The organism is Microbispora sp. H11081, assembly GCF_012999535.1.
Classification (GTDB): Bacteria; Actinomycetota; Actinomycetes; order Streptosporangiales; family Streptosporangiaceae; genus Microbispora.
On record NZ_JABBWV010000012.1, the window covers coordinates 1 to 15,498 of the forward strand.

At 72.2% G+C, this 15,498-nt stretch carries 15 protein-coding genes; 3 read left to right on the plus strand and 12 right to left on the minus strand.

Annotation, left to right across the window (positions count from 1 at the left end):
- The coding region (locus HHX31_RS25190; RefSeq protein WP_211590310.1) for a hypothetical protein at positions 1-542 on the plus strand (542 nt) is incomplete at its 5' end.
- A 66-nt stretch (positions 543-608) separates the two neighbouring features.
- On the opposite strand, the gene HHX31_RS25195 is transcribed toward HHX31_RS25190, so the two are convergent.
- The 7 genes from HHX31_RS25195 to HHX31_RS25225 all read right to left on the minus strand — a co-directional run bounded on the left by HHX31_RS25195 (position 609) and on the right by HHX31_RS25225 (position 7,287).
- The gene (locus HHX31_RS25195) at positions 609-1,481 is read right to left on the minus strand and encodes an amidohydrolase (protein ID WP_169950842.1); all 873 of its coding nucleotides are present in this window, start codon (positions 1,479-1,481) and stop codon (positions 609-611) included.
- Between the two features lie 8 nt (positions 1,482-1,489).
- The gene (larC, locus tag HHX31_RS25200) at positions 1,490-2,605 is read right to left on the minus strand and encodes a nickel pincer cofactor biosynthesis protein LarC (protein WP_169950843.1); all 1,116 of its coding nucleotides are present in this window, start codon (positions 2,603-2,605) and stop codon (positions 1,490-1,492) included.
- Positions 2,602-3,333 (minus strand): nickel pincer cofactor biosynthesis protein LarB, encoded by a 732-nt coding sequence (gene larB, locus HHX31_RS25205; RefSeq protein WP_169950844.1) that lies wholly within the window; start codon positions 3,331-3,333, stop codon positions 2,602-2,604. Before larB ends, larC begins: the two co-directional genes overlap by 4 nt.
- Before the next feature lie 133 nt (positions 3,334-3,466).
- Positions 3,467-4,723 (minus strand): nickel-dependent lactate racemase, encoded by a 1,257-nt coding sequence (larA, locus tag HHX31_RS25210; protein ID WP_169950845.1) that lies wholly within the window; start codon positions 4,721-4,723, stop codon positions 3,467-3,469.
- Positions 4,713-5,696, minus strand: coding sequence for an aldo/keto reductase (locus tag HHX31_RS25215; protein WP_311932231.1), 984 nt, complete (start codon positions 5,694-5,696; stop codon positions 4,713-4,715). The genes larA and HHX31_RS25215 overlap by 11 nt, the downstream gene beginning before the upstream one ends.
- Complete coding sequence (locus HHX31_RS25220) at positions 5,693-6,442, minus strand: SDR family NAD(P)-dependent oxidoreductase (protein ID WP_169950846.1); 750 nt, start codon at positions 6,440-6,442, stop codon at positions 5,693-5,695. The genes HHX31_RS25215 and HHX31_RS25220 overlap by 4 nt, the downstream gene beginning before the upstream one ends.
- Positions 6,439-7,287, minus strand: coding sequence for a fumarylacetoacetate hydrolase family protein (locus HHX31_RS25225; protein WP_169950847.1), 849 nt, complete (start codon positions 7,285-7,287; stop codon positions 6,439-6,441). The genes HHX31_RS25220 and HHX31_RS25225 overlap by 4 nt, the downstream gene beginning before the upstream one ends.
- 246 nt (positions 7,288-7,533) lie before the next feature.
- On the opposite strand from HHX31_RS25225, the gene HHX31_RS25230 reads away from it, so the two are divergent.
- Complete coding sequence (locus tag HHX31_RS25230; RefSeq protein WP_211590311.1) at positions 7,534-8,754, plus strand: enolase C-terminal domain-like protein; 1,221 nt, start codon at positions 7,534-7,536, stop codon at positions 8,752-8,754.
- A 60-nt stretch (positions 8,755-8,814) separates the two neighbouring features.
- Here HHX31_RS25230 and HHX31_RS25235 read toward each other — a convergent pair whose 3' ends face one another.
- The 3 genes from HHX31_RS25235 to HHX31_RS25245 are packed head-to-tail and all read right to left on the minus strand — an operon-like array spanning position 8,815 to position 12,514.
- On the minus strand, positions 8,815-9,861 hold the full coding sequence (locus HHX31_RS25235) for an ABC transporter permease (protein ID WP_169950849.1): 1,047 nt from the start codon (positions 9,859-9,861) through the stop codon (positions 8,815-8,817).
- The gene (locus HHX31_RS25240; RefSeq protein ID WP_169950850.1) at positions 9,854-11,419 is read right to left on the minus strand and encodes a sugar ABC transporter ATP-binding protein; all 1,566 of its coding nucleotides are present in this window, start codon (positions 11,417-11,419) and stop codon (positions 9,854-9,856) included. Before HHX31_RS25240 ends, HHX31_RS25235 begins: the two co-directional genes overlap by 8 nt.
- Positions 11,420-11,431: 12 nt before the next feature.
- Positions 11,432-12,514 carry a sugar ABC transporter substrate-binding protein gene (locus HHX31_RS25245; RefSeq protein WP_169950851.1) on the minus strand — a complete coding sequence of 361 codons (1,083 nt, stop codon included), beginning with the start codon at positions 12,512-12,514 and terminating at the stop codon, positions 11,432-11,434.
- 382 nt (positions 12,515-12,896) lie between these two features.
- Between HHX31_RS25245 and HHX31_RS25250 the strand changes: the two genes are divergently transcribed.
- A complete protein-coding gene (locus HHX31_RS25250; protein ID WP_169950852.1) occupies positions 12,897-13,610 on the plus strand; it encodes a FadR/GntR family transcriptional regulator in 714 nt (237 codons plus the stop codon).
- 100 nt (positions 13,611-13,710) lie between these two features.
- On the opposite strand, the gene HHX31_RS25255 is transcribed toward HHX31_RS25250, so the two are convergent.
- Together HHX31_RS25255 and HHX31_RS25260 are read right to left on the minus strand one after the other, a co-directional pair.
- On the minus strand, positions 13,711-14,433 hold the full coding sequence (locus HHX31_RS25255) for a FadR/GntR family transcriptional regulator (RefSeq protein WP_169950853.1): 723 nt from the start codon (positions 14,431-14,433) through the stop codon (positions 13,711-13,713).
- Positions 14,434-14,646: 213 nt separating this feature from the next.
- Positions 14,647-15,477 (minus strand): helix-turn-helix transcriptional regulator, encoded by an 831-nt coding sequence (locus HHX31_RS25260; RefSeq protein ID WP_169950854.1) that lies wholly within the window; start codon positions 15,475-15,477, stop codon positions 14,647-14,649.
- Positions 15,478-15,498 lie beyond the last annotated feature (21 nt).

The following is a 15,498-nucleotide window of genomic DNA, read 5'->3' on the forward strand; positions in this document are numbered from 1 at the left end:
CCAGCAAGTTCAGCGTCGGCAACGGGCTACGGCTGCAGACCGCCACCGTCACCAACGACCTGTACTGGGCCCGCAACACCCTCACCCACCGCATCCTCGGACCGTCCTCCACCGCCACCATCCAGCTGGACTACTCCCAGATGCGCGACGGCGACCGCACCGGCCTGGCCATGCTGCGCGACTCCTCAGCGTGGATCGGCGTACGCCGTGACAACGGCCAGACCCGCCTGGTCGCGACCAACAACCTGACCATGAACAGCAGCTGGCAGACCACCTCCACCGGCACCGAGGTCGCCTCCACCGCCATCTCCGGCGGCCGGATCTGGCTGCGGGTCAACGCCGACATCCGCCCCGGCACCGGCCGCCAGGCCCGCTTCTCCTACAGCACCGACGGGGTGAACTTCACCACCTTCGGCCCCGCCTTCACCATGGGCAACGCCTGGCAGTTCTTCATGGGCTACCGCTTCGCCATCTTCAACTACGCCACCCAATCCCTCGGCGGCGCCGTCACCGTCAACCGATTCGACCTGACCACCCCATAACGCATCATGGCGACGCCCCCGGGGGGAGTTCCCTCTCCCCGGGGGCGTCGCTGCCGCGTTTCATCTCTACAGCCGGTAGACCCGCGTCGCCGTTCCCCGGAAGACCTCGTCCCGCTCGGCGGCCGTCAGCCCGGCGTCCGTGAGGAGCGTCTGCGCGGTCTCGGCCCACGCGGGCAGGGAACCGGCGAGGAGGCAGACGGGCCAGTCGGAACCGAACATGAGACGGCCGGGGCCGAACGCGTCGAGCGCGACGTCGGCGTACGGCCGCAGCGTGGCGGCGTCCCAGTCGTCCCAGGCCGCCTCGGTGATCAGGCCGGAGAGCTTGGCGGTCACGTTGGGTTCCGCGGCGAGGTCGCGGACGAGACCCGCCCAGGGTTCGAGCAGCCCGGAGGTGATCGGCGGTTTGGCCAGGTGGTCGAGGACGAAGCTCAGCTCGGGCACGGCCCGTACGGTCTCGATCGCGGCGGGCAGCTGGTGGGGCAGCACGAGCAGGTCGTAGACGAGGCCGGCCGCCGCCACGTCCCGCAGCCCGCGGCGGACGTCGTCGCGGGCGATCCAGCGCGGGTCCTCCTCGCCCTGGACCAGGTGGCGGATGCCGCGCAGCAGGTGGCCGCCGGGTGCGGCGGCGAGCGCGGCGAGCTCGTCGGCGAGGTCGGGCCGGGTCAGGTCGGCCCACCCCACCACCGCGGCGATCGTCGGCGACTGCTCGGCGAGGGCGAGGAACTCGCGCGTCTCCTGGGCGTCGGCCAGGACCTGGACGAGCACGGAGCGGCCGATGCCCGCCTCCGCCGCGGCGGCGGCGTAGTCGGATGGGGTGAAGTCTCGGTGGATGGAGGCCACGTGCGGGGGCTCCAGCCAGGGCTGCGGGCGCCGGGAGAGATCCCACAGGTGGTGGTGTGCGTCGATGCGGGTCCCAGCGGGGGTTTCGGTTGGTGTCACGGGGGGTGTCACAGTGCGTCGAAAGCCTCTCGTGCGAGTTGCCTCAGCGGTCTGCCGGTGGCCGCGGCGAGCGCGGCGAGGTCGTCGTGTTCGGGTTTGACCCCCCAGGGTCCGTGCTTCATCCGTACGTCCCGGCCGTGCAGGCGGACGGTCGTGGTGTGCCTGGGCAGGGCGACCTTCTCGACCACGGTGCGCCGCAGCCCGAGGCTGCCCGTCTCGGCGAGAACCAGGTTCTGCAGGTCGCCGGCCAGTTCGACGGGCGTGAGGACGTGCAGGACGTGCGCGGGGCGGCCCTTCTTCATCACGGCGGGCGTGATCCAGGCGTCCGCGGCGCCTGCCGCGAGGGCACGCTCGATGACGTGCGCGAGGACCTCCCCGGTCACGTCGTCGAGGTTCGTCGACAGGACGACCTGCTCACCCGCCGGGGTTGCCGGCTCTCCGAGCATTGCCACGGTGACGTTGGGGCGGTCGGGCAGTTCGCGGGTGCCCGCGCCGTAGCCCGTGGCGCGCAGCGTCATCTCGGGAACGGGCCCGTACGCCGTGCGCGCGGCGCGCAGCAGCGCAGCCCCTGTCGGGGTGACCGCCTCGCCCGCCGCTCCGCCCCGCACCATCGCTCCCTCCAGCAGGGCGAGCGTGGCGGGCGCGGGCACGGGAAGCACGCCGTGGCGGGTGCGCACCGTTCCGCCGCCCAGCGGCAGCGGAGCGCAGTGGACCCGCGTCACGCCCAGAGCGCGCAGGGCCGCCGCGCAGCCGACGATGTCGATCAGCGTGTCGTGCCCGCCGAGTTCGTGCAGGTGTACGTCGGCGGGCGGGACGCCGTGCAGCGCGCCCTCGGCCTCGGCGATCGCGGTCAGCGCCGCGTCCGCGACGGGCAGGCCGGCGCGGGCCGCCATCGCGATCAGCTCCGCGGCCGGGCGCTCGGTGGCGTCGTCCTCGACGTCGATCCGCACGCGGGTGGCGGTCAGCGCTCCGGTCCGCACCCGTTCCGCGTCCAGCCGCCAGCCGGTCAGGCCGGTCGCGGCGACCGCCTGCCGTACGGCCTCGATCGGGGCGCCCGCGTCGAGCAGCGCGCCGAGCAGCATGTCGCCCGCGAGCCCGGTGAACGGGTTGACGAACAGGATCACCGGCGCGTCCCCGTCTCGGTCCCCGTCTCGGTCCCTGTGCCCTCCGTCGTGGCCGCCGTCCGGGGCGAGGCCCGCCGCGTGAGCCGGTAGGCCGCGAGGGCGGCGCCGAAGCCGGAGTCGATGTTCACCACGGTCAGCCCGGCGGCGCAGGAGGTCAGCATGGCCAGCAGGGCAGTCACGCCCTCAAGCGCGGCGCCGTACCCGGTGGAGGTGGGCACCGCGATCACCGGCGTCTCGACGAGCCCGCCGACGACGCTGGCCAGCGCGCCCTCCATGCCGGCGACGACGATCACGCTGTCGGCCGCGCGCAGGTCGTCGGCGGCGGCGAGCACGCGGTGCAGCCCGGCCACACCGACATCCCTGACCGTCGTGGTCCGCAGGCCGAGCGCGGCGGCGACGGCCTCCGCCTCGGCCGCGACGGGGCCGTCCGCCGTTCCCGCTGTGACCACGGCCACCGTGTGCCCGGCCGGCGGCGCGGGCCGCCAGACCAGCAGCCGGGCGTCCGGGTCGTACGCGCCGCCGGAGACGAGGGCGCGCACCTCGGCGGCGGCGTCCGGGTCGATCCGGGTCACCAGGACCGGCCCGGTGTTGCGGTCGAGCAGGGCGGTGACGATCCCGGCGATCTCGCTCACGCGCTTGCCGGGCCCGTACACGATCTCGGGCAGCCCCTGGCGGGCCTCGCGGCCGAGGTCCAGGCGGGCGTAGCCGAGGTCGAGCGTCTCGCTCACCGCGCACCGTCCCCTCGTGCCGCGGTCCGTACACCGGCGCGCGCGAGGCCGATCAAGGGACGGCGGGTCAGGGGGCGGCGGGTCAGGGGGCGGCGGGTCAGGGGGCGGCGAGTCTGGTGATGGCGGTGCACCGTCACTCTCCCGCGAGATAGGGGATCGTCATCGGCCCTTCCGGCAGGACGCATACCCGGCCGGGCAGCCCGCGCACCGTGGCGGCGATGTCGCCGGTCCGCTCCAGATGGGCGGCGGCGAGGTCGGCGTCGTTCAGGTGAGAGGTGTGCATGATCACGCGGGCGTGCCGCTGGATGCGGGCCTGGATCTGCACCTGCCACTGGTCGGGCACCGTCTCGGCGCGGCGGGAGATCTCCTCGAACAGCGCGTCGGGGGAGGCCGCCGAGGTGAGCACGTCGCGGTAGGAGCCGTGGTCGGGGAACCCGTCCCGGCACTCGGCGGCGCAGATGATGGTGCCGCCTGGCCTGACGACCTGGGCGGCGGCGCTCATGCCCTTCACGGACTGGTAGAGGTTCTGGTCGAGCGGGTAGCCGGCGTTGGTGGTGACGACCACGTCGAAGGGCTCCGCGACCGGGCGCATCGCGGCGGCGCGGGCGGCGGCCGTGGCGGCGGCGTGCATCGCGGGCAGGTCTCCGCCGAAGGCCCGGACGATCCGCTGCTCCCGGTTGAGCACGACGTCGAGGGCGAAGGTGACGCCGGTCGCGGCGGCGATCGCGCGGACGTCGTCGTGCACGGGGTTGCCCTCGATGACGCCCCAAGTTGCGCGGGGATCGCCGATGCGCGCCGCGTCGTGCAGCGTGAGCACGGTCTCCAGGGCGGCGAGGCCGGGGGCGACCAGTTTCGGGCCGCCGGAGAACCCGGCGAAGAAGTGCGGCTCGACGAACCCGGTCGTGATCCGCACGTCGGCGTCCGTCCACTCGCGGTTCAGCCAGACGGGCACGTCCTTGCCGTGACGGCCCATCCACCGCAGCGACGCCGCGTCGCGGGCGTCGTGGTTGACGATCCGCACGCTGTCCACGACCTGGTCGCCGAACATGGCGCGCAGTTCGGCGTCGGTGTTGCCGCGGTGGGTGCCGGTGGCGACCAGGATCACGATGTCGCCGGTGTCCACGAGCCCGTCCAGCTCGTCCAGGATGGCCGGGATCATCAGGTGGCGGGGCTGCGGCCGGGTCCCGTCGCAGGCCGAGATCGCCACGGTCTGCCCGGGCCGCACCCGCTCCCGCAGCGGCGGGCCCGCGATGGGCTCGCGCAGGGCCCGCCGCACCTCGGCGGCCTCGTCCGCCACGGCGGGCCGGGCGACGGGCGCGATCACCGTGGTGCGGTCGTCCGGCAGGTCCACCACGAGCCCGTCGGCGCCGTAGGCGAGATCAACCCGCATCGTCCAGCTCCTGCCACAGCGCGTCGGGGATGGGCGTGGCGGCGAGGTCGACGTCCTCCCTGACCTCCTCCGCGCTGCGCGCCCCGACCAGGACCGTGGAGACGGCCGGGTGCCGGTGCGGGAAGCGCAGGGCCGCGGCGGGCAGCGGCACGCCGTACGCGGCGCAGATCCGGCTCAGCTCGCGCGCCCGCTTCAGCACCTCGGGCGGGGCGGAGGCGTAGTCGTAGGTGGTTCCGCCCGCCAGCACGCCGCTGTTGAACACCCCGCCCGCGATGACGGCGACGCCGCGCCGCGCGCATTCGGGCAGCAGTTCGGCCGCGGAGGAGCGGTCGAGCAGCGTGTAGCGTCCCGCGACCAGGACGGCGTCCATGTCGGTCTCGCGGACGAACCTGGTGAGCATCTCGGCCTGGTTCATCCCGGCGCCGATCGCGCCGATCACGCCCTGGTCGCGCAGTTCGGCCAGCGCCGGGTAGGCCTGGCCCGCGGCCTGCTCCCAGTGGTCGTCCGGGTCGTGGATGAGCACCAGGTCGAACCGGTCGAGCCCGGTGCGCCGCAGGCTGTCGTCCAGGGAGCGCAGCACGCCGTCGCGGCTGTAGTCCCGCACCCGCACCAACCCCGACCTGCCGGGGAAGCCGTCCTCCTCACCCTGGCCGGGGACGAGGACGCGGCCGATCTTCGTGGAGACCACGGCGTCACGCGCGGCGCCGCCGGGCAGGCCCCGCAGGAAGCGCCCGAGGCGTTCTTCGGCCAGCCCGGTGCCGTAGTGCGGCGCGGTGTCGAAGTAACGGATGCCCGCCTGCCAGGCCGCGGCCAGCGCCTGCTCGGCCTGCTCCTCGCTCACCGGCGCGAACAGGCCGGCCAGCGGCGCGGTGCCCAGCCCGTACGGTCCCAGCCTGCCGGCCAGGCCGCTGGCGGTCACGGGGTCGCCGGCCGCACCGAGGTCATCGGCCGTCACGGGGTCATCGGCCGTCACGGGGTCACCGGCCTGAGCCGCAGCCCGGCCATCCCGCCGTCCACGGCCAGTTCGATCCCGACCGTGGACCCGGCCCTCGGGCTCGCCAGATAGGCCACCGCCTGGGCGACCTCCTGCGCCGTCACCAGGCGGCCGTGCGGCTGGCGGGCGCTCAGCGCGGCCCGCTCGGCCTCCGGATCGGGGGCGGCGTCCAGCAGCCTGCCGATCCAGGGGGTGTCGACGGTGCCGGGGTTGACGCAGTTGACCCGGATCCCCTCGCGGATGTGGTCGGCCGCCATCGCCCGGGTCAGCGCCAGCACCGCCCCCTTCGACGCCGAGTACAGCGCCCGCTGGGGAAGTCCCGCGGTCGCGGCGACCGAGCACGTGTTGACGATCGCCGCGTGCGGTGAGCGGCGCAGGTGCGGCAGCGCGGCCCGGCTCACCCGGACGATCCCCACCACGTTGAGATCGAACACCCGCAGCCATTCCGCGTCGTCGTTGTCGGCCACCGTGCCCTGCGCGCCGATGCCCGCGTTGTTCACCACCACGTCGATCCGGCCGTGCCGCTCGGCCACCGCGGCCACCGCGCGGCGCACCGAGGCGTCGTCGGTGACGTCGCAGGCGAACTCGGTGCCTTGGAGGTCCAGCACGGCGACCTGGGCGCCTCGCCCGGTCAGCTCCTCGGCGACGGCCCTGCCGATGCCCGAGGCGCCGCCGGTGACGATCGCCACGAGGCCCTCGAACTCCTCACCCGTGCCTGTGCTCATGCCTGGCCCATGCGCTGACGCTGGCGGCCCAGGCCGTCGATCTCCAGTTCCACGACGTCGCCCTCCCGGAGGTAGGCCCCGGGGCCCCGGCCGAGCGCCACACCGGCGGGGGTGCCGGTGTTCACCACGTCGCCCGCCTCGAGCACCATGAACTGGCTGAGATACCAGATGACGTGATGCACCCCGAAGATCTGGTTCTTGGTGTTGCCGTTCTGGCGCAACTCGCCGTTGACCCAGAGTCGCAGGCCGAGCGCCTGCGGGTCGCCGACCTCGTCCGCCGTCACCAGCCACGGGCCGAGCGGGTTGAACGTCTCGCACGACTTGCCCTTGTCCCACTGGCCGCCGCGCTCGTTCTGGAACTCCCGCTCCGACACGTCGTTGGCGATCGCGTATCCGGCGATCACGTCCGCGGCCTCCTCGGGGGAGTCGAGGTAGCGGGCCGTACGGCCGATCACCACGGCCAGTTCGACCTCGTAGTCGGTCTTCTGGCTGCGCCGCGGCACGAGCACCTCGTCGTCGGGTCCGACGAGCGTGTTGGACGCCTTCATGAACACCACCGGCTCGGCGGGAAGCGCGGCCCCGGTCTCCTCCGCGTGGTCGGAGTAGTTCAGGCCGATGCACACGATCTTGCCGGGCCTGGCGACCGGCGCCCCGACGCGTTCGTGGGTCCCGGCCTCGGGCAGCAGGCCCGCGTCGAGCGCGGACCGCACCCGCTCGACACCGCCGCTCCGCAGGAACGCGCCGTCGATGTCCGCCGTCAGTGACGACAGGTCGAGCACGCGCCCGTCCGGCGCCAGCACGCAGGGCCGTTCCTCGCCCGCCGGACCCACTCGCAACAGCTTCACGATCTTGGCCTCTCCCGCTGGTTCACAGGGCCGTAATGCCGTGCCGAGCCTGCCAGATTCATCGGGTTGAAGTAAAGACCATCATCGGGGATATGCCACTTTGTCTTGACCTTGTCCGGGTGTGAACCTACTGTTCGGTTCGTATTCATCGGATGAATTGGGGGTGTGGTTGTGGCGGTGGTCACTTCTGTCGAGGTGGTGGACGTGCGGTTCCCGACGTCGGCGACGTTGGATGGTTCGGATGCGATGAATCCGGATGGGGATTACTCGGCGGCGTATGTGGTGCTGGGGACGGACGTGGAGGGGTTGGCGGGGTATGGGCTGACGTTCACGATCGGGCGGGGCAACGATCTGTGTGTGGCGGCGGCGCGGCAGATCGGGGCGCGGGTGGCGGGCCGGGACGTGGACGCGCTGGTAGGGGATCTGGGCGGGTTGTACCGGGAGATCATGGCCGACAGTCAGATGCGGTGGCTGGGCCCGGAGAAGGGGGTGGTGCATCTGGCCGCGGCGGGGGTGCTGAACGCGGTGTGGGACCTGGCCGCCCGCCGGGCGGGCAAGCCGTTGTGGCGGCTGGTGGCGGACATGAGCCCGGCGGAGCTGGTCGCCTCCTGTGATTTCCGGTACCTGTCGGACGTGCTGAGCCCGGCCGAGGCGGTGGGCATGCTGGAGCGGCTGGCGCCCACGCGTAAGGAGCGGATCGCGGAGCTTGAGCGGGTGGGGTACCCGGCGTACACGACCTCGCCGGGGTGGCTGGGGTATGACGATGACAAGCTGCGCCGGTTGTGCCGGCAGGCGGTGGCCGACGGCTGGGGGCATGTGAAGCTGAAGGTCGGCGCCAGCCTGGACGACGACGTGCGGCGGCTGGCGATCGCGCGCCACGAGCTGGGCGACCGGGTGGCGTTGATGATCGACGCGAACCAGGTGTGGGATGTGCCCGAGGCGATCGAATGGGTGGGCCGGCTGGCACGGTTCGGGCCGTTGTGGATCGAGGAGCCGACCAGCCCCGATGACGTGCTGGGGCACGCGGCGATCCGCGCGGCGGTGGCGCCGGTGGGGGTGGCCACCGGGGAGCACGCGCACAACCGGGTGATGTTCAAGCAGTTCCTGCAGGCCGGGGCGATCGACTTCTGCCAGATCGACGCCTGCCGGCTGGCGTCGGTCAACGAGATCGTGCCGGTGTTGCTGATGGCGGCGAAGTTCGGGGTGCCGGTCTGCCCGCACGCCGGCGGGGTGGGACTGTGCGAGCTGGTGCAGCACATGGCGGTCGTGGACTACGTGTGTGTCAGCGGCAGCCTGGACGGCCGGGTGCTGGAGTACGTCGACCACCTGCACGAGCACTTCACCGATCCCGTCCGCGTCGAAGGCGGCCGCTACCTGCTGCCCACCATGCCCGGCTACAGCGCCCGGATGCACCCCGAGTCCGTCAACACCTACCGCTACCCTGATGGCCACCACTGGGGAGGCTGACCAGGCGAACCTCGCGCGAAGACGAAGGGGGAGGCCGGCACGGGACGGCCTCCCCCTTCGTCAGTCCTGCGACTTGCCGCCGGTCAGGCGGGAGATCGCGAGCGCGGTGAGGATGATCGCGCCGTTGAGCGCCTGGATCCACTGCGCGGGGACGCCCGCCAGGGTGAGGACGTTCTGGATCATGTAGAGCAGCAGGATGCCGGTGAACGCGCCGAACACGGTGCCCTTGCCGCCGTTGAGGCTGACCCCTCCGATGACGGCGGCGGCGAACACCGTGAAGATCGCGCCGTCGCCCTGGGCGGCGGCGACGGAGGCGAGCCGGCCCGTCAGCAGGAGGCCGCCGATCGCGGCGAGCAGGCTGGCGGAGATCAGCACGATCCACAGCACCCGGTCGGTGCGGATTCCGGCCGCCTTGGCGGCGTCGACGTTCCCGCCGATCGCGTACAGCGCCCGGCCGAACCGGGTGAACCCCATGATCACGATGCCGGCGGCGAACAGCAGCAGGCAGATCCAGATTGACGCGGGCACGCCGAGCCACATCGCCGAGCCGAGATAGGTCATCGAGTCCGGCAGGTTGAAGAACGTCTGCCCGCCGGAGATCCCCGTGAGCAGGCCGCGCAGCACGATGAGCATGCCCAGGGTGACGATGAAGCCGTTGAGCCCGAAGCGGACGATGAACAGCGCGTTCACCGCCCCGATCAGCACTCCCGTCGCGAGGGTGACGGGAATCCCCCAGGCGCCGGGCAGCAGCCCGAGCCCCGGTCCCGTTCCCGCGGCGATCGTCAGCCAGGCGGCCACGCCGGGGGCGAGCCCGAACGTCGACTCCAGCGACAGGTCCATCCGGCCGGCGACCAGCACGAGCGTCTGCGCCAGGACGAGCAGCGAGATCTCGGACATGGTCTGCAGGATGTTGATCAGGTTGTCGCTCTGCAGGAAGATCGGGCTGACGATCTGCCCGACGATCGCGATCACGATGATCGCGGGGACGAGCGCGAAGTCCCGCAGCCGCGCCAGGCGGATCGGCGGGCGGCGCCTGCCCGCCTCCTCCGGCGCCGGAGGGCTCGGCGGGTGTCCCGTCTCCGCGTGCGCGGTGGTGCTGTCAGGCATCGAGGTCGACTCCTTCCATGGCGGCCACCATCTCGTGGTCGTGCCAGCCGGCGGGCAGTTCCGCGACGACGCGGCCGTGGAACATCACCAGCACCCGGTTGCACAGCCGCAGATCGTCGAGTTCGTCGGAGGCGATCACGACACCGGTCCCGTTGCCGGCGATCTCCTCGACCTTGCCGAGCAGGAACTCCTTCGACCGGACGTCGACCCCGGCGGTCGGCGTGATCAGCACGAGCAGCCGGGGGTCGCTGGCGAGGGCGCGCGCCATCACGACCTTCTGCTGGTTGCCGCCCGACAGCCCGGAGACGGGAAGCTCCGGGCCGGGTGTCTTGATCGCGAGATTGCCGATCATCTCGCGGGCCAGCGCGTCCTTGCGCCGGCCGCTGACGAAGCCCGCCTGGCCGAGCCGCTCGGGCACGGTCATCGTGGCGTTGTCGGCGATGGACATCAGGGGGACGAGCCCCTGGTGGTGGCGGTCACGGGGCACGAAGCCCACCCCGGCGGCCAGCGACTCCGGCACGCTTCCCGGGCGCGGGCGGCTCCCGGCCACCTCCAGCGTTCCCTCCTTGGCGGCGCGCAGCCCGACGATGGTCTCGGCGAGCTCGGCCTTCCCGCTGCCGCCCAGGCCCGCGAGCCCCACGATCTCCCCGGCGCGGACCCGGAGGTCGACGTCCTGGTAGACATCGCCGTCGGACAGGCCCCTGACGTCAAGCACCACCTGGGCCTCCTGCGGGACCGGCGGCCGTACGGCGTGCTGCCGCAGGCCCGCCGCCTCACCGGTCATCGCCGCCACCAGCTCGCCCTGCGGCAGGTCCGCCACCGGCGCGGTGAGGATGTGCCTGGCGTCCCGGTAGACGGTGACCATGTCGCAGATCTCGTAGATCTCCTGCAGGTGATGACTGATGAACAGGAAGGTGACGCCCTGCTCGCGCATCGCCCGCATCCGGTCGAAGAGCCGGGAGATCGCCGCGCCGTCGAGCTGCGCGGTGGGCTCGTCCAGGATGATGAACCTCGCGCCGAACGACAGCGCCCTGGCGATCTCCACGAACTGCCGCTGCTCCACCCCGAGCTCCCCGGCGGGCCGGCGGACGTCGACGTCCACCGACCACGCCTCCAGGAGGTCGGCGGCCTTCCGCCACAGGCCCTTCCACCCGACGAGCCCGAGCCGGTTGCGGTCGTGCCGGTTCAGGTAGAGGTTCTCCGCCACGCTCAGCTCGGGGATGATCGTGGACTTCTGGTAGACGCAGGCGACCCGTTCCCGCCAGGCGTCGCGGTCCGCCGGCCGCGGCGCGGGGGAGCCCGCGAAGCGGACCTCGCCCTCGTCCGGCGCCTGCAGTCCCGTCAGGATGGAGACCAGGGTCGACTTGCCCGCGCCGTTCCGTCCGACCAGCGCGTGCGTCTCTCCCGGATTGATCGTTATGCGGGCGGCGTCCAGCGCCGTCGTCTCGCCGTACCTCTTGGTGATGCGCTCCGCCTCGGCGACGGGCGGGCCCGTGCGGATCCGCCCGCTGTCATCGGTGGGTGGAGGGCTCGCGGGCCCTCCCGCGAACTCTTCCATGGCCACGCCCTCTCAGCTCAGGTTGTTGCCCCACAGCGACTTGTCGTCGTGCTTCACGCTGGGGATCCCGCCGTAGGTGCCGCCGTCCGCGGTGACGAGCGGTGCGGACAGCTGGTCCTCCAGCAGGCCGGGACGCACCTCGATGATCGTGCTGTCGTGGTCGGTCTCGCCCGGCTGGAAGGTCTTGCCCTCGATCGCGGCCTGGGCGTACGACAGCGCCCACTTGGCGTACAGGTCCGCGGGCTGGGAGACGGTGGCGTCGATGTTCCCGGCGGCGATGTCCTTGAGCTCCTGCGGGATGCCGTCGTTGGAGACGACGAAGACGTGCTTGGGGTCGTCCGGCGGAACCAGCAGGTCGCGCTGCTTGAGCACCTGCAGCGTGCCGGCGAGGGCGAAGCTCGACTGCATGTAGACGCCCTTGACGTCGGGGTTCGCGGTCATGACCGTCGAGAGCTTCTGCGACGCCACGGCGCCGTCCCAGTTCGTCGCCTCGCCGAAGACGGTGATGCCGGGGTAGTTCTGCTTCATGCAGTCGTTGAACGCCTCGGTGCGGTCCCGGCCGTTGATGGAGGCCAGGTCGCCCTCCAGCATGACCACCTTGCCCTTGCCGCCGAGCTTCTCGCCCAGGAACTTGCAGGCCTTCTCGCCGTACGCGCGGTTGTCGGCGCGTACGACCATGTAGGCGTTCCCGGTGTCGGGCCGGGTGTCCACCAGCACGGCCGGGATCTTCTTGCCCTCCAGTTGCTGCAGCGTCGGCGCCACCGCCGCGGTGTCCTGCGGCGCCATCACCACTCCCTTCACGCCCTGACCCACCAGGGTCTGCACGTTGGAGGTGAGCTTGGCGATGTCGTTCTGGGAGTTGGTGGTCTTGACCTCCGCGCCCAGCTCGCCGGCGAACTTCGGCACGTAGCTGATGTAGGAGTTCCAGAAGTCCGTGTCGGAACGCGGGTAGTCGACGCCGATGACCGGCTTCGCCGCCGCGTCGCCCCCGCCGGAGCCGGCGTCCCCCGTGCCGCTGTTCCCGCCGCAGCCCGCGGCGGCGAGGCACCCCGATAAGGTCAAGGCCGCGGCGAGCGCGAACCGTCTGCGTTCCATCGTCTCTCCTTTTGAAGCACCACGGCTGGCATGCCGTCGCTGACCGCGCCGCACTCCAGGGACACCCCCGCTGTGCGGGGGCCGGCGAAGCTCGCCGTGAGGGGACTCGTCACTGACAGGACATGGGATGTCTTTCTATGCTCAAACCCTGGGCAGTGTCCAGACCTAGGCGGCAGAATGGTGAAATTCCGTTATTTGAGCGACTTCGGCACTCAGGGATCCGATCTATCGGTGCCTCGCCGCGATCGCGAATGCCGGACACATCGGATGTCCACCCCCGCTGCGGGCCTGGCTCGACCGGCCTGGACGCCCCGTCCCGCCCCGCCGCGCGCTCCGTGGAGTCCTGTAGAGGATCGTTGTCGTGGCGTACCAAAATGCAGGTATGTCGTTGACGGAGCAGGCGATCGAACGAATCAGGCAGCTCATCAAGGACGGGACGCTGCCCCCGGGCGCCCGGCTGCCTCCCGAGCAGGAGCTGGCCGCCGAGCTGGGCCTGTCCCGCAACCTGCTCAGGGAGGCGGTCAGGTCCCTCGTCACCACCCGCGTGCTGGAGGTGCGCAGAGGCGACGGCACCTACGTCACGAGCCTGTCGCCGGAGCTGCTGCTCGAAGGGGTCGGCCTCGCCGTGGAGATGATGCGGGGCGACGACCTGCTCGAGATCACCGAGGTGCGGCGGCTGTTCGAGCCGGTGGCCACCGCGTTGGCCGCCTCCCGCATCACCGCGGGCCAGCTCGCGGAGGTCGAACGGCATCTCAACGCGATGATCGGGGCGCAGGACGACATCGAGGCGCTCAACCACCACGACGACGCCTTCCACCGCTCGGTGTTCGAGGCGACCGGCAACAAGTCGCTGTCGGCGTTGCTCGGCGGCATCGCCAGCCGGACGCTGCGGGCGCGCGTCTGGCGCGGGCTCGTGGAGGAGAACGCGGCCGGCCGTACGATCGCCGAGCACGCCGCCATCTACCGCGCGCTCGCGGCCGGCGACGCGCCCCTCGCCCACGCCGCGGCGCTCATGCACGTCAGCACCACGGAGACCTGGCTGCGCGACAACCTCGGCCCCTCACGATCCGGCGCGGGCCCGAGGGCCGCGCCCTGACCTGGACGCGGTCCCCGCCGCGGACGCCATGCCGCGCCGCCTCTCGCGCCCCCGCCTCGTACGCCCCTGCCTGGTACGGCCCCGTCTCGTACGGCCCGGGTCAGCAGGCCGCGGGACCGGGCGGCGCGTCGCCCTCGGCGGGCAGCCGGTGCAGTGACTCCTCGACCCCGATGAGATGGTTGGCCATCCGGATGCGCGCCCGTTCGGGGTCGCGCGCCGCGAGCGCCGCCCAGATCGCCACGTGCTCGTCATGGGTGCGCCGGTCGGCGCCCTCCACATGCAGGCTTCGCCACAGCCGGCCGCGTACGGTGCGCCTGGCGAACGCCTCGATCAGGCCGACCAGGACCGGGTTGCCGGTGTGCGCGGCGATGACGCGGTGGAAGGCGATGTCGATCTCGATGAGCCGCTCGTGGTCGTGCGGCGCCTGACCGACGATCCTGGCCGACTCCGCGAGCAGGTCCCGGGCCTGGTCGAGCGCCTCGTCGGTGATTCCGGTCGCGGCCAGCCGCGCCGCCTCCGACTCGAGCAGGCGCCGGACGGTGAACACGTGCCGCGGGTCGCCCTGACCGTGCAGGTCGACGACGAAGCCCATCGGAGCGAGCAACTGCGTCGCGTCGAGGTTCGTGATGTACGTCCCGTCACCCTGCCGGGTGCTGACGATGCCGAGGATCGACAGCGCCGAGACCCCTTCGCGGAGCGCTCCACGTGAGACGCCCAGCGACTCGGCGAGGTCCTTCTCGACGGGCAGGCGGTCGCCGGGCCGCAGGACGCCGTCGAGGATCATCCGCTTGATGCTGTCCACTACATCGTCTGTGCGTGACATGGCAGGTAGGTTCCCAAAGTCCGGACGGAGCGGGGGATTTCCCCGTCACCACGGGCAGTCAGAGGGCGAATGCGGCCTGCCCGCGCGTCGTCGCCCGTGCTCGTCGGGGAATTGGTGCCGCTCTACGGATACAGCACGCGACCTCCCAACGCTACCCGGCGGGCGCGGCCTGCCCCGCCGCCGTCCCGCGCGGGCCTGCCGCCCGGTGGTCGCTCAGGCTCCCTGCCGCGCGCCAGCGGCGAGGGAGCCGAGGAGTCCGAGGGCCTCGCTGCTCGGCGAGGCAGGTTCCGCGTGGTAGACGACGAGCTCCTGGCCCGGGCTGGCGCGGACGTCGAAGGTCTGCATGGACAGCGTCAACGATCCGACGTCGCGGTGGTGGAAACGCTTGGTCTCCAGGCCCTTGCCACGAGCGTCGTGCCGGGCCCAGAGCCGGGCGAACTCGGGACTCTCCCGGAGCAGCTCGGTGAGTACCTGCCGGATCCGCGGATCGTCGGGCGCCTTGCCGTAGCCGAGCCGGAAGCCGGCCACCGAGTTGCGCGCGACGTCGTGCCAGTCCAGGTAGAAGCTTCGCGCGGCGGGCTCGGTGAACACGACGTGCATGAGGTTGCGCGAGTGCGACCAGTCGTGGAAGAGCGCGTCGGCGATCGCGTTCGACGCGAGGATGTCGAACGCGCGGTTGTAGACGATGGCCGGATTGTTCGGCCATGCGCTCATGAGCCGCAGGAGGCTCGGGTCGACGTGATCGTTCACGGCGGCCCCGCGGGTGCGTGGGCTGAGGCCGGCCAGGCGGAACAGGTGCAGGTGGCCGTCCTCCGGCAGGCGCAGGGCGACGGCCAGGGCCTCGACCACCTGCGCGGACGGCGTCCGTTCCCGGCCCTGTTCCAGCCGGACGTAGTAGTCGACGCTGACGCCCGCCAGCGACGCCACTTCCTCGCGCCGCAGGCCGGGGACCCTGCGGTGTCCCGCAGTGGGAAGGCCGGCCTGCTCAGGCGTGACCTGGGCCCGCCGGGCCTTGAGATAGGCGCCCAGTTCGGAGGAGGTCATGCCGCCATCGTAGGTCGCGGG

Bases quoted from the DNA above. Each gene is read 5' to 3' on its own strand.
- larA (WP_169950845.1), bottom strand. From the start codon at position 4,723: ATGCGGGTTGATCTCGCCTACGGCGCCGACGGGCTCGTGGTGGACCTG.
- HHX31_RS25220 (WP_169950846.1), bottom strand. From the start codon at position 6,442: ATGAGCACAGGCACGGGTGAGGAGTTCGAGGGCCTCGTGGCGATCGTC.
- HHX31_RS25230 (WP_211590311.1), top strand. From the start codon at position 7,534: ATGAATCCGGATGGGGATTACTCGGCGGCGTATGTGGTGCTGGGGACG.
- HHX31_RS25235 (WP_169950849.1), bottom strand. From the start codon at position 9,861: ATGCCTGACAGCACCACCGCGCACGCGGAGACGGGACACCCGCCGAGC.
- HHX31_RS25240 (WP_169950850.1), bottom strand. From the start codon at position 11,419: ATGGAAGAGTTCGCGGGAGGGCCCGCGAGCCCTCCACCCACCGATGAC.
- HHX31_RS25245 (WP_169950851.1), bottom strand. From the start codon at position 12,514: ATGGAACGCAGACGGTTCGCGCTCGCCGCGGCCTTGACCTTATCGGGG.
- HHX31_RS25250 (WP_169950852.1), top strand. From the start codon at position 12,897: ATGTCGTTGACGGAGCAGGCGATCGAACGAATCAGGCAGCTCATCAAG.
- HHX31_RS25255 (WP_169950853.1), bottom strand. From the start codon at position 14,433: ATGTCACGCACAGACGATGTAGTGGACAGCATCAAGCGGATGATCCTC.
- HHX31_RS25260 (WP_169950854.1), bottom strand. From the start codon at position 15,477: ATGACCTCCTCCGAACTGGGCGCCTATCTCAAGGCCCGGCGGGCCCAG.